General features: G+C 59.8%; 8 protein-coding genes and 3 pseudogenes. 8 read left to right on the top strand and 3 right to left on the bottom strand.

Features of this window, described 5'->3' with window-relative positions; all coding sequences use genetic code 11:
• Positions 1 to 4: 4 nt before the first annotated feature.
• From HWX08_RS33585 to HWX08_RS33575, 3 genes are all read left to right on the top strand, one after another.
• The gene (locus HWX08_RS33585; RefSeq protein WP_208454972.1) at positions 5 to 973 is read left to right on the top strand and encodes a hypothetical protein; all 969 of its coding nucleotides are present in this window, start codon (positions 5 to 7) and stop codon (positions 971 to 973) included.
• A gap of 144 nt (positions 974 to 1,117) precedes the next feature.
• Complete coding sequence (locus HWX08_RS33580; RefSeq protein WP_174922871.1) at positions 1,118 to 1,774, top strand: HNH endonuclease; 657 nt, start codon at positions 1,118 to 1,120, stop codon at positions 1,772 to 1,774.
• Between the two features lie 341 nt (positions 1,775 to 2,115).
• Entirely contained in the window at positions 2,116 to 2,418 is a 303-nt protein-coding gene (locus HWX08_RS33575; protein WP_058903993.1) for an H-NS histone family protein, read from the top strand.
• Between the two features lie 200 nt (positions 2,419 to 2,618).
• Here HWX08_RS33575 and HWX08_RS33570 read toward each other — a convergent pair whose 3' ends face one another.
• Positions 2,619 to 5,555 carry a Tn3 family transposase gene (locus tag HWX08_RS33570; RefSeq protein WP_077021545.1) on the bottom strand — a complete coding sequence of 979 codons (2,937 nt, stop codon included), beginning with the start codon at positions 5,553 to 5,555 and terminating at the stop codon, positions 2,619 to 2,621.
• Between the two features lie 369 nt (positions 5,556 to 5,924).
• Here HWX08_RS33570 and HWX08_RS33565 point away from each other — a divergent pair.
• From HWX08_RS33565 to HWX08_RS33550, 4 genes and pseudogenes are all read left to right on the top strand, one after another.
• Positions 5,925 to 6,041: pseudogene (locus HWX08_RS33565) on the top strand (IS110 family transposase); the annotation flags it as partial.
• Between the two features lie 248 nt (positions 6,042 to 6,289).
• On the top strand, positions 6,290 to 7,840 hold the full coding sequence (gene istA / locus HWX08_RS33560; protein ID WP_038442117.1) for an IS21 family transposase: 1,551 nt from the start codon (positions 6,290 to 6,292) through the stop codon (positions 7,838 to 7,840).
• 16 nt (positions 7,841 to 7,856) lie between these two features.
• The gene (istB, locus tag HWX08_RS33555) at positions 7,857 to 8,612 is read left to right on the top strand and encodes an IS21-like element helper ATPase IstB (protein ID WP_038442119.1); all 756 of its coding nucleotides are present in this window, start codon (positions 7,857 to 7,859) and stop codon (positions 8,610 to 8,612) included.
• Positions 8,613 to 8,660: 48 nt separating this feature from the next.
• Positions 8,661 to 9,620, top strand: a complete 960-nt coding sequence (locus HWX08_RS33550; protein WP_244122811.1) for an IS110 family RNA-guided transposase — start codon at positions 8,661 to 8,663, stop codon at positions 9,618 to 9,620.
• 304 nt (positions 9,621 to 9,924) lie between these two features.
• Here the strand turns inward: HWX08_RS33550 and HWX08_RS33545 are convergent.
• Positions 9,925 to 10,536 (bottom strand): annotated as a pseudogene (locus tag HWX08_RS33545) (ISNCY family transposase); the annotation flags it as partial.
• 52 nt (positions 10,537 to 10,588) lie between these two features.
• On the opposite strand from HWX08_RS33545, the gene HWX08_RS33540 reads away from it, so the two are divergent.
• Positions 10,589 to 11,787 (top strand): IS3 family transposase gene (locus HWX08_RS33540; protein WP_143272455.1). Its coding sequence is split into 2 segments (ribosomal slippage): positions 10,589 to 10,889 and positions 10,889 to 11,787, totalling 1,200 coding nucleotides; the frame shifts between segments, so codons are not numbered across the junction.
• A gap of 34 nt (positions 11,788 to 11,821) precedes the next feature.
• Here HWX08_RS33540 and HWX08_RS33535 read toward each other — a convergent pair.
• A pseudogene (locus HWX08_RS33535) lies at positions 11,822 to 12,697 on the bottom strand (ISNCY family transposase); the annotation flags it as partial.
• Between the last annotated feature and the right edge of the window lie 148 nt (positions 12,698 to 12,845).

The following is a 12,845-nucleotide window of genomic DNA, read 5'->3' as shown; positions in this document are numbered from 1 at the left end:
GCGCATGATGAAAATCCACCTTGCCAATTTCGGGCTGAAGAACTACCTATGGCCCACTTGTCGCGAGCGGTCCACGATCGCCATGACCGAAGATCGAGATCTGCGTGAATATAGGGCGCGTGGCGATCGGGCGGGCTACATTGCCTTTGCGCTCGCAAACAAGAAATCGACGACCGGGAGTCCTCTCACAAAGGGTACGGCATCGCGCTGGTATGGCCTGCCCAACATCTTCGCTGAGTCTGTAGGCGACATCTGGCTCCATCGTGAAAAGGACGAGCTTTGGTGGTCCGTCTCTAAGTCAGATCCGGCCACAACGACGCTCGGCGCTTCGACCAACCTCTACGTGATGCATAAGCCAGTTGAGCCGTGGTCAAACAAGAACCGTAAAGGGGCTCGTCTGCTATGGAGCGCGATTCATCCTATGGCGCGCAACTTTCTATGGAACCGTGGCACGACGGTGCAATTGACATCGGACAACGTAGCCTACACACAGGCTCTCATCGACGGTGACGATCTCGCGCCATGGCATACGCGGAAAGATTGGAAAAAGGCAGTGGAGGACTCCGGCAAGGGACTTGCAACAGTGCAGGACGTTGTGGCCCGCGCAGCAATGCAGATGGCATACACCGCCATGGGTACCGCAAAGAGTTCAAATGGGCAAGAAGTGACGCGCACATTAAAAAACAAAGAAGTGCTGTTCGCTAACACGTCGGTTTTTGCGGACTACATCCGTGAACTCCTGCTTGAACAAGAAGAAGCTTGCGCGATCACATCGCTGCCACTGCAATACGAAGGGCAGGCCGACGATCCGGAAATGATCTGCTCACTGGATCGGATCGATAGCAACGGTCATTACGAAGCAGGAAATCTGCAGGTGGTGTGTCGTTTCGTGAATCGCTGGAAGAGTGATAGCGATGATGATCAGTTTCGTCGTCTGATCCGACTGCTTCAGAGCAGCGAGCCGTCCGCGTGAAATCCGCCTTCGCTTCCTAACGGCGCTGGGAGACACTGTGGATGCCCCATTCGCGCTGGTGTGCGTCGCCGACCCTCGCGCGCGCCATGTACCTCGCATGCCGCGAAGCGAGCACGCGCATCGGCACTGACCAGGAGAGACGACATGGGCAGCAAGCGATTTCGAAACAAGACGTGCGTGTATTGCGGGCTGGAGCAGGGCGCGAATACGGCGGACCACGTGATCGCGCGTGAGTTCTTTCTCCTTGCCGGACGCGACAACCTGCCGAAGGTGCCGGCCTGTGAGGAATGCAACACGGCGAAGTCGCGCCTTGAACACTATGTGCTGTCCGTGTTGCTGATGGGAGGCGTGCACGGCGATGCGCTCGAGGCGCTTGCCACGCAGCTCGCTCCGCGACTGGCCAAAAACGACGCGTTGCGCCGAACGTTATTTATTGGGCAGCGCGATCGTATGATCCGGCAGCCTGACGGCACCTGGGCCTCAGGGATGTCGGTGCCGTTCGACGGCGAGCAGTTGGCCATCTTGTGCTGCTACATCGCGCTCGGGCTCGCCTGGCACCACTGGCATCTCCAGATTGCACCCCACGCGGTGGCGTCCGCGAATATGTTTACGCGACCGGGGCAGGCAACTTTCGAAGATATGTTGGTTCGATGCGAGGCCGGGGGGCCGAGTCGAACAAACGATCGGAAACGGTGTGTTCGAGTACCGTGGCGTGTATTTGCGCACCAATCCACGCATCACTTTATGGCAGATGAAGTTCTTTGGTGGCGTCGAGCTCGGCAGCTATCATCAGCGAGGTGAGACGGCACGCAGTCTGTTCGTTGCAACCAACGATTCGCCGGATTGGATTGCGGCACGCAACACGCGACGGGTGCCGGGTCGCGCACCGATAGGGCTCGGCGCGGCCGACGGTGACCCTGCCACCTTGGAAAGGGCGAAACCTGAGTGAGGCAACCATTGGCTGCGACGGGAATGTCTGTCTGACGGCGTTAGTATCTGTTATGTAAAATCGTTAGGATTGCTTTCGAATAGAGCGGGCATCATGGAATTGGAACCTCGGAGCATCATTGCAAGGTGGCGCGTGGATATAATGAACTGCTCTCTCTCTTGAGCTATCTCTCAAAGGAAACTCTTCCACATTTATGGCTACCTATCTCGAGCTGAAGGCCCAAGCAGATGCACTGGCACAGCAAGCCGAAGAAGCGCGGCTTGCTGAGCTTGACAGCGTCATCACCACGATGCGGGAACAGATCGCCGAATTCGGCATCACGCCCGACCAACTCTTCGGTCGTCGGCGTTCTGCAGCGCCGCGCGCACGCGCGCCTATCGCACCGAAGTATCGTGATCCGAAGACCGGTGCCACCTGGAGCGGACGTGGGAAGGCACCGCAGTGGATTGTTAATGCGAAGAACCGCAATCGGTTTCTGATTCCGGACACGGAATAGGGGCGCCTTTGATTTCCATGCGTTTTTCCGGTTAGGCGCCTTTAGGCCTGGCAAGGCCTTGCCTTGCGGCCCTAAATATTTATTCCGACAAAACAATGGGTTAGTGTCTACCCTTCGCTAACGAAGCAGAGGGCATCCCCAGACGTGACCGCATTGAAGATGAGCGGTCCCGCGACCGGCGGTACCAGTACACCCCGTCGTTAGGCGCTCCGACTGGTTGGCGGAATGGGGTTATCGGCTGCGATGCTCGGCAAGATCCGCTTTGCGTACAGCGACACGGGAAAATTGAAGGTGCCGCGCAAGTTGATGCCCTCGATATGAGTTGGGGCGATTCGCCGGAGTTGCTCGGTCGCGATCGGCTGCCCCCGGCTAGCTTCGATGTTCTCCAGGGCTCGTTGCATGTGGGTGGTGTTCCAGGCCATCAAGATGTTCGAGAGCAGGGTCAACGCCGACGACACTGCCGCGAGCGATTCCTGGCGCCGAGCTAGCTCCACCGGAATGCGACCGATGTGAATTGCGCGTTGCACGGTATGCACGGCTTCTCCCCGATTCAGGGCATGTTGCAACTCCGACCGGAAAGAGGCATTGGTGAAGTAGTCGATCAGAAAAATACTTCTGAATAGGCGGCCGATGTGAACGCCGCCATCGTACACAGCCTGCCCTCGAGCAGCTGATCCGAATCTGGCAATCGCTTCGACCGCCGTGCATTGGCCAGAGCGAATTGATGCGGCGATCCTCACGAATTCGTCCCACACGTCAACGATGAGACCGAGTCGGACGTCGCGATCCGTGATCCCTGCGAGCCGCGCCGGGATCTCCTGACTGCGAGGCACGTGCAGACGTCGGTCACGAAGGTGTGCCAGGCGAGGGCATAAATCAAAGCCAAGTGCCCGGGATACGCCCATCGCGAAATCGGTGTAACCGTGCGTATCGACGGCAAGTTGAGCTACGTCATTGGTGGCGCTTTGACAGACGACGCCCTCAATTGCTGCGCCTGCTTGTCGCTCATTAAGGATGATGGGTTGATCGTAGAAAATTCCCCAGCGATCCAACACGTGGGTGTACATCCCGATGGATGCCGTACGGCGACGAGGGTCTGCACGTGCTCGCCAAATCGTCCGGGTTGTCTCCAGCGACATCATGTCAGACGATGCGAGATCGGCGCGGCCCCAGTGGGCGGCGATCGGGTGCTCGTGCATGAACTCAATAACGGCGTCGGCGGCTGCACGCAGCATTCGCTCGTCCGCGAGACGCTTCATCATTTGACGAATCGCTTCGGTTGACACCTCCGGGACCATCCGGGAAATATCAGCAGCCGTCAGCGAGGTCCCGTGAGCCAGTATCGCCGAATACACCATCAGTAATTCGGTGCGTGACCGCGGCTCGCGTCTGAGCAGGATCCAACTGAAGCGTGTCGCACTATCGATCTCGAGGATGATCTCGGGAAATTGGCCTGGCGGATGGGCTTCGAAGATCTGACGGCGAAGTTGATCGGCGTGTGCGTCTGGATCCTGCGCAGCCATCGGGTCGAGGTGGACAGCAGTATCAACACGGATCGAACCATTGACCACGGCATCATCGAGTAGGGAGAGGCGCTGTTCGAGCTGTTCAAGGATTGGTCCGAGAAACTCGTTCGGGTCTTGGGGCAGACCCAGGTGTCCATAGTGATTGTTACGCTTTGCCTTCCACTGCTCGGCCGAGATCAGCATGTGCGACTGACTTCTGAATGAGAAGCTGTGGTCGATGAAAACCGAGCCGTTGCGCAGGGCGACGCGGAGCGCAAAGAGGGTGGCCCACTCGAAGGCAATCATGGCCCGCAGCCGATCGTAGCCATCGATCGCCTCGCGCCACGCGCGCCCAAGCCTGATATTGACTCCGTCGGGCAGAAGATAAGCGCGGCGTCGATATAGCACACGTAACAACGAGAGGGCATCGATTACAGGATGAGCACCCTCGGCCTCGAACGGCAGTTGCACGATCCGATTCAAAAGGTTACGGGCGTAGTACCGCTTTCGGACCAGGCACTGCCGGATCTGGCTCCGACGGCTGGTGGGATGCGGTTGCAAAACATCATCTGCAAGCAGACAAAGCTTCTCACCGAGCTGTTCGCGCGAGAGGGTTTCATCATTGGCGAGTGCTTTGACGGCAAGCGCGAACTCGCGGAGTTGATCCGCGGCCTTCATCCGCATTGCATCCACTTCGCGTGACGTGTCGTTGACAACCTTCAGTACCCACCGCCGGAGCATCTCGAGTACCTGATCAGTCGCAATACAGAGGGAATACCGCATGAAACAGGCGGCTTCGATTCGTCGGCTTTGGGGTTCGATTCTCTTGCTGATCGATGGCGGGCGATTTGCACAACGGCGGGCATAGTGGCGCACCATAGCATCGTTGCATTCAACCGGCCAACGCGTTGCCACCTCGTGCATCGTGAGCAAATTGACTTTGTCGAGGATCTCGCTCATCTGATGGGTCGAGTTGCGCAGCGGGACGGCCCACAGCCATCGCTGGAGACTCGAATGTTCTCCATGAGGCTGAGCCAGAACTCGAGCCCAACTCTCGAGTTTTTCCATACCGACGGCATGCTCGAGCGCGCCGTGCAGTTGCCCCTCAATGTCGCGCACGGCCTGGACGACAAACTGCCTGAGCATGCGCTCCGGTGGTATCACTATGCGATGGTCGTAGAACCAACGTTTGAGATCGTTCGTCAACTGTCCGCGTTCCGGGCGGCCGGTGAGTTGTTCCTTGAGCCAACGGATGACATACCGACGTTGATGTTCCGCGACGGCGCGAAAATTGATGGCGTCCCGAGCAAAGCGCTGGTGGTCGGATAAGGTCTTGAGGTTGCCATCGTAAAGTGAACGTAACGTGCCGAGGTCTGGCGGCTTTACATTCAGTTGCCGGCCAAGATGTCGCCAGAGAACCGTGGGGATCTGCTTGTACGAGCCGAGCGGCCGGCCGGTCATGCGCAGAAAACCGATGTGCAACGCGACCGCGAGCCGAAAGAGATCGGTGCGTCTTGAATCGATGGCAACACGCTCTCGCTTGGAGAACGTGAAAAATGTGGCGAGCTCGAACTCGCTCAGCTCGCGCGGCACCTGCCGGATCCCGAGATAAGCCAATCGCCAGTGGTCCATCAGCGACTCCGCATCGATGACGAGAGCGGCCCAGCGTAGCGAGGCAAAAATTGAGGTGCTACGGGGAAAGTCAGGATGGCGGCTTCAGCTGTTGAACGCCTAAGAATGGTGTCGGAACGACAACGAGTTGAGGCAACAAAAACGGCGCGAACAGTCGCCGTTTCGACCGTGCTGATTGTGCCGCCGAGGAGCTTGCACGAAGGGATATCTTCTTGCGACCCCATGTCGTAGCCATTTCAAGATGTCGTAGCGGCGGCTAAATAGATGGAATGGTCGCCTCCCGCCTCAACGGGCCGTCCGGCGCCGCAATCTCGCGTCCAGAGCATGCGACATTGCTGGTTCGGCAGCCCAGCCGCCAAGGAGAACCAAATGGAACCCACAACCATTGCCATCGATCTGGCCAAGCGCGTTTTCCAGATTCATTATGTCGAGCCTGAAACCGGCGCGATTCACAGCAAGGTACTCAAACGTGCGTATTTCGGTGAACGTGATCAGCGATTTCGGATGAAGGTGATCACCGAATCCGGAGGAACGTGATCGCTCATTTCGGTTGAAGATGATCGCTGATCAGCGGTTTCCGAAACGAGTGATCATCGTAGCGAAACAGGTGATCACGTTCCCGAAATGGGTGATCATCTTGCCGAAATGGCATGCCCGTTTCGGGCTGGTGGTGGTGTTGCGCATGACATCAACGACAGGCATTAGCCTTGTTCCTTTTTATAGAGGACAGGCTGATGCCGGCACATCGGATGAGCATGCGCAAATTGAAGGAAATCCTACGGCTGAAGTGGGCGTGTGGCTTGTCGCACCGCCAGATCAGCCGGGCCGTCGGCATCAGTGTGGGCGCCATCTCGGCATATGCGGCGCGCGCCAGCGCGGCGAAGTTGGACTGGCCGGCCGTCGAGCCGCTTGCCGACGATGAACTCGAAGCCCGGTTGAACCTGTCGGCCGACGAGGCGGCCCCGGCCCGGCGCATCGAACCGGACTATGCGGCGATGCACCGCGAACTGCGCCGCAAAGGCGTGACGCTGCAGTTGCTCTGGGAGGAATATGGCGCGGCGCATCCCGGCTGCCGCACCTACCGCTATACCCAATTCTGCCAGCGCTACAAGAACTGGGCCCAGACGCTCAAGCGCTCGATGCGCCAACAGCACCGCGCCGGTGAGAAGCTGTTTGCCGATTTCGCCGGCCATACCATGCCGATTCTCGGGCGCGACGGCGGCATCGACTTCCAGGCTCACATCTTCGTTGCGGTGCTGGGCGCGTCGAACTACACCTACGCCTGCGCGACGCGCTCCGAGGCGATGCCGGATTGGATCGGCGGCCTGATTGACGCGTTGGAATTCTACGGCGGGGTTCCCGAACTGCTGGTGCCCGACAACCCCAAGGCCCTGATCGCCAAAGCTGACCGGTACGAGCCGGTGCTGGGCAACACCACGCAGGACTTCGTCAACCACTACGCAACAGCGATGCTGCCGGCCCGGCCGCGCAAGCCGCAGGATAAAGCGAAGGTTGAAGTCGCGGTGCAAATCGTCGAACGCTGGATTCTCGCGCGGCTGCGCAATCACCGCTTTTTTAGCCTAGCCGAGCTCAACCGCGTGATTGCCCAGCTCGTCGGCGATCTGAACCAGCGCCCGTTCAAAAAACTGGAAGGCAATCGCCGTGAATGGTTTGAGCGTCTGGACCGGCCGGTGCTGCGGCCCTTACCCGCGCGGCGTTACCAGATCGCCGCCTTCATCAAGTGTCGCGTCAATATCGATTACCACGTCGAGATCGATCATCACTATTACAGCGTGCCTCACAAACTGGTACGCCAGGAAGTCGACGTCCGTGTCACCCGCCACAGCGTCGAGATCCTGCATGGCGGCAAACGTGTCGCCGCGCACGCGCGCAGCCGACTTAAAGGCAAACATACGACCGTGGCCGAGCACATGCCGGCGGCACACCGCGCTCATCTGGAATGGTCACCGGGACGCCTGCTGAACTGGGGCGCGTCCATCGGCCCCGGCGCCGCGGCAATCGTCAACCATCTGCTGACCAATCGTCCTCACCCCGAGATGGGCTATCGCGCCTGTCTGGGCTTGCTGTCGCTGGCACGCAAATACGGCAATGAGCGGCTCGAAGCAGCCTGCCAACGGGCGCTTGTGATCGGTTCGCCCACGCGCCGTTCGGTGCTCTCGATTCTCGAATCTGGCCTCGACCGCCAACCACCCGTAGCGGCGCCGCTCACCGAATGGCAATGCCTCGACCACGAAAACCTGCGTGGCTCCGACTACTACCACTGACCCGAAGGAGGTCAAGATGTTGCTGCAGCAAACCCTCTCCCAACTCAAAGCGCTCAAACTCGACGGCATGGCGCGCGCCTTCGAGGAACAGGTGACGCTCACCGCCAGTTCCAGCCTGTCGTTCGAAGAGCGCTTTGGCATGGTTGTCGAACGCGAACTCGCGTGGCGCGACACCCGGCGGCTTGAACGGCTGCTGAAAACCGCCAAACTCAAGAACCCGCAGGCCTGCATTGAGGATATCGAATTCCGGCAAAGCCGCGGACTGGACCAGCGCGTGGTCGCTTCGCTTGCCGGTTGCGACTGGATCCGCAACGCGCAGAACATCATTCTGACCGGGCCGACTGGCGCTGGCAAAACCTGGATCGCTTGCGCCTTCGGGCAACAGGCATGCCGGCAAGGCTTCTCGGTTCTCTATGTACGCGTCGCACGACTGTTCGAGGAGCTGAAGATCGCGCACGGCGACGGCAGCTTTGCGCGGCGGCTCGCGCAACTCGCCAAGATCGATGTCGTCCTGTTCGACGACTGGGGACTGCAGGATCTCGATCAGGGCGCACGCAACGATCTACTCGAAGTCCTCGATGATCGCGTCGGCACGCGTTCGACGATCATTACCAGTCAGTTACCCCTCGAACACTGGCACGCTTGGCTGCAGGACCCCACGCTCGCCGACGCGATTCTCGATCGCCTGGTCCATCAGGCGCACAAACTGCCTTTGAAGGGTGAATCGATGCGAAAGACCAACGCAAAACCATCCGCTACTGCCGCATCGTGATCACCTTCGCTATAATTCTCTGACCGCGCAACACCACCTTCCAGACCGATCACGTTCACCGAAACGTCTGATCACCATCGCCGAAATACGCACAAACGTGCCCAGCTCGCGCCGTTCTTCGCCAACCGGCCGGCGAGTCGCGTCGTTATGGAGGCTTGTGGCAGCGCTCATCATTGGGCCCGGGTCCTGGCACGGCTTGGCCACGACGTGCGGCTCATCGCAGCTCAGTTCGTGCGGCCGTTTGTGAAGTCTAACAAGAATGATGCGGCTGACGCCGCGGCGATCTGGGAAGCTGCCCAGCGTCCCGGCATGCGGTTCGTGGCCGTTAAGACCGAAGACCAGCAGGCCATGCTGGCGATGCACCGGATACGCCAGCAACTGGTCCGGATTCGCGTCATGCAGGTCAACCAACTTCGCGGATTGCTCTACGAGTTCGGCGTCGTGTTGCCTCAAGGCCGTCGTGCATCGATCGAAGCCGCCAAAGCCGCGCTGGCGTCACTGGCCGACGAGTTGCCGGCCATGCTGCTAGACAGCCTGCAGGATCAGCTTTCGCGACTCCGTGCGCTCGATGAGCAGATTGCTCGGATCGAGCAACGCATTCTCAGTTGGCGGCGCAACGACGATGCATGTCTGCGCATCTCGGAGATTCCGGGCGTGGGCGTACTCACGGCAACTGCCGCGGTTTCGGTCATTGGACAGGCAAAAACGTTTCGCTCGGGGCGGGAGTTTGCCGCCTATCTCGGTCTCGTGCCGCGGCAGAACGGTTCGGGAGGCAAGATCAAGCTCGGTGGGATCAGCAAACGCGGTGACGTTTATTTGCGGACGCTGCTGATCCACGGCGCGCGATCGGTCATCTCGAGCTCAAAGCACTTGCCGGAGCGTTTGCGTCAGATGCTGTCCCGACGACCAACGAACGTCGTTGCTGTTGCACTCGCAAACAAGATGGCGCGAACAATCTGGGCGCTGCTGGCGCATGGCCGAACGTATGAGGCAGCACCGTCGCAGTAGTCAAGCTTCAATCCCTTTATCCCATCCACGGTTGCACAGGTGATGCTGAAAGATGGCAAGACAGGTTGGACCGCGCAAGGGCAAGCCTGAGACATTTCTCGGACCTAGAGTCCGCTATTTAGATTAGGAACCTTGCGGCGAAATCCATCGGGGCCGGCAGGCACGTCCTGCGATCGAGTCCGGATATAAGTCCGCAACCACCCTCCTCGCCACGATCAAAATTGCCTTGCAAATGGGAGGCGACCATATAAGAAATGTCGTGTTTTGAAGGGTTCAGGGTTCGTCTCTTTCGGGTTACAGATTTCGCGGAGTCGAAGAGCGGAGCTTGAACGGGCAGGGCGCTTACGCCAGTTCCAGTGTCCCTTGCAGACCGACGGCCAGGTTTGCGGGGTGGTTGCTGCGTCTGTTTGCGCTGAGCAATATCCACAACCACCTGCTCGACATCGGCCTGCGTGAACTCACGCTGCTTCTTTTTACCCGGTTGAGGTGTGTTGCGATTCGTCTTGGTCGAGTCACCTCGATGCGCTCGCGATGGAGCCTTACCAATCCGGCTGTTATCGCGTTGTGCTTGAAGGGCTTGCGCGACCTGCAGCACGTGACTCAAACGCTTGTGTTCGACAACGGCGGCTTGATCGATCTCGGCCAGCCGGTCGTACTGTCTGCAGGGCAGCACGCGACCCTCTGTTCGGAGTTCGATGCGCCCATCCGGGTACTCCCAAACCTCGATCGTTCGGTCGATCAGCTTCCGATTCTCCGGCGTATCGTCCAGCAAATACATCACCCGGTCGTACTGCACCGTCAGCGACTTCGTGACTTTCCTCAGCTCGCGCCATGTCATCACCCAGTCGAGATTCTCATCGGCATGCAGCGGCCGGTGTGCATTGAAGTCGCTCTTCGGAGGCTTTGCGAAACGTGTGATCCTGCCTCGATTCCACGTACAGCAAGAAGTTTGATAATTTTTAGTCTGTATGGAGAAGAGCATGGCAGAGAACGCGGTACCGAGACGGCAGTACACGAAGGAATTCAAGGTTGAGGCGGTGCGGCTGGCTGAGAGCGCCGGTCAACATGAGGCCGCTCGCAGGCTGGGCGTGCCGGTGGCGACGCTGGGGAACTGGTGCCGTGGTCAGCGCGATGGCGGTGCGCAGGCCACAGCGGGGCCGGCGCCCGCTGCTCCGAGCTCAAGTCGTCGACCGGTCAGCGATCTGGAGGCCGAGGTCAGCAGGTTGCGCAAGGAGTTGGCCAGCGCGAAGCTCGACATCGAAATCCTCCGAAAGGCAACGGCGTACTTCGCGAAGGGGTCGCGGTGAAGTACGCCTGGATCGATGCACACCGCGACCAGTACAGCGTGAGCCGGCTGTGCCGGGTGTTGGCCGTCTCGCGCAGCGGGTATTGCCAGTGGTGGGTTCGCGCGCCCAGCGTCAGGGCGCAGGCCGCCGAGGCGTTGGACGTCGAAGTGGCGGCCATCTACCGGGCCAGTCGCGGCAGCTATGGCCGTCCCCGCATCGTGCGGCAATTGCGCGCCCAAGGCCGTCCGGTGAGCGCTGAGCGCGTTCGTCGCAGTTTGCAGCGCCAGGGCTTGCGCCCGGTCTACAAGCGACCGTATCGCGTCACGACGGACTCGACACATAGATTGCCCGTGGCGCCGAATCTGCTGGATCGGCGCTTCGACGACTGGCAACCGAATCAGGCGTGGGTGAGTGACATCACGTTCGTCGCCACCGACGAAGGCTGGGTGTTTCTTGCCGCGATCCTCGATCTGGCAAGCCGACGTATCGTCGGGTGGTCGATGTCGGAGCGAATCAACGCGGATCTGGTCTGCCAAGCACTACGCAGTGCATACTGGCAACGCAAACCCGGGCTCGGATTACTGCTGCATTCGGATAGGGGCAGTCAATATGCCAGTTGGGGGTATCGCAATCTGGCCGCCGAGTTCGGCATGACGGTCTCGATGAGCCGGCGTGCCAACGCGTGGGACAACGCACCGATGGAGAGCTTCTTTAAAACCCTGAAGGTCGAGCGCATTTACCAAACGCGCTACGAGACCCGCGCGCAGGCGCGCCTAGACATCGTCGACTGGATCGAGGGCTATTACAATCGACAGCGCATGCACACGTCGATCGGCTACTGCACTCCCGTGGAATACGAAACCCTACGCGCTGCTGCATGACATGCTGTACGTGAAAACGAGGCAGGGTTAGTGCGTTGTAAGCGGCCATGAAGAGGGGCATGTAAGCGTTGGCGTCGGCCACCGTGTTGATCCCGCGCAATCGCATCTCCTTGACCAAGCGATCCTGCAACGTCAGATGTGCTCGCTCGACTCGCCCCTTGGCCGGACTGCTGTTCGCGCAGAACGTGTCGATGTTCAGCTCAGACATCGCTCGGCCGAAGTGCGTTACGCGGTTGCCGTTCTTGCCAGGTTTGACGTTGCGGAACACGCTGTACTTGTCGCTGTAGAACGCTCCAGGTTTGCCGTGCCGTTCGATATACGCCCGCGTCGCCTCGAAGTAGCTGAAGGTCGATTCGGTCTGCGTGAAGTGCAGCATCATCAACCGGCTCGTCGCATCGTCGACGTACACCAGTAGCGTGCAGGCCGCCGCCCGTTCCTCGAACCACCGATGGTCGCTGCCGTCGATCTGGATCAGTTCGCCCAGGCAGGCCCGGCGTGCTCGTGGCTGATAAACCTTCGGTGGTCGCTGTCGGCGCGGCACCCACAAACCAGCTTCCGTCATCAGCCGCCGTACCGTTTCCTTGGCGAGCTGGATGCCGTGGCATTCCCGAAGCTTCTCGCACGCCAGTGTCGGCCCGAAATCGGCGTAGCGATCCCGGATGATCGTCAGGGCCCGCTGGGCCAACTCCGCATCCAGCCGCCGGTTGCCAGGACCGCCACGCTTGCGCGAGGTCAGGCCCACCGCGCCAGACTCCCGATATCGAATCACCAGCCGCTCGATCTGCCGGACCGTCAGGCCCAGCCGTTCGGCCGCGCGGCCGGGCTTCAGGCCCGAATCCACCACAGCCTGAATCACCTTCAGACGGTCGAGTTCTCGCATGTCCAATGTCACCAGAGCTGTTCGGTGCATCGTCGGCTCCATGATCTGACGGGGAACCGGCAAGCTTACCGAGGTCCAAATGCGACATTTCTTATATGGTCGCCTCCCATTTGCAAGGCAATTTTGATCGTGGCGAGGAGGGTGGTTGCGGACTTATATCCGGACTCGATCGCAGGAC

The sequence above is a fragment of the Burkholderia metallica genome, assembly GCF_902832845.1.
In the GTDB taxonomy this organism is placed as follows: domain Bacteria; phylum Pseudomonadota; class Gammaproteobacteria; order Burkholderiales; family Burkholderiaceae; genus Burkholderia; species Burkholderia metallica.
Note: the sequence above shows the minus strand (reverse complement) of the source record. Positions and strands in the feature narration are given on the sequence as shown.

What these genes read in the sequence shown, in the direction of transcription:
- HWX08_RS33585 (WP_208454972.1), top strand. Translation starts at nt 5, where the DNA reads ATGATGAAAATCCACCTTGCCAATTTCGGGCTGAAGAACTACCTATGG.
- HWX08_RS33580 (WP_174922871.1), top strand. Translation starts at nt 1,118, where the DNA reads ATGGGCAGCAAGCGATTTCGAAACAAGACGTGCGTGTATTGCGGGCTG.
- HWX08_RS33575 (WP_058903993.1), top strand. Translation starts at nt 2,116, where the DNA reads ATGGCTACCTATCTCGAGCTGAAGGCCCAAGCAGATGCACTGGCACAG.
- HWX08_RS33570 (WP_077021545.1), bottom strand. Translation starts at nt 5,555, where the DNA reads ATGGACCACTGGCGATTGGCTTATCTCGGGATCCGGCAGGTGCCGCGC.
- istA (WP_038442117.1), top strand. Translation starts at nt 6,290, where the DNA reads ATGCCGGCACATCGGATGAGCATGCGCAAATTGAAGGAAATCCTACGG.
- istB (WP_038442119.1), top strand. Translation starts at nt 7,857, where the DNA reads ATGTTGCTGCAGCAAACCCTCTCCCAACTCAAAGCGCTCAAACTCGAC.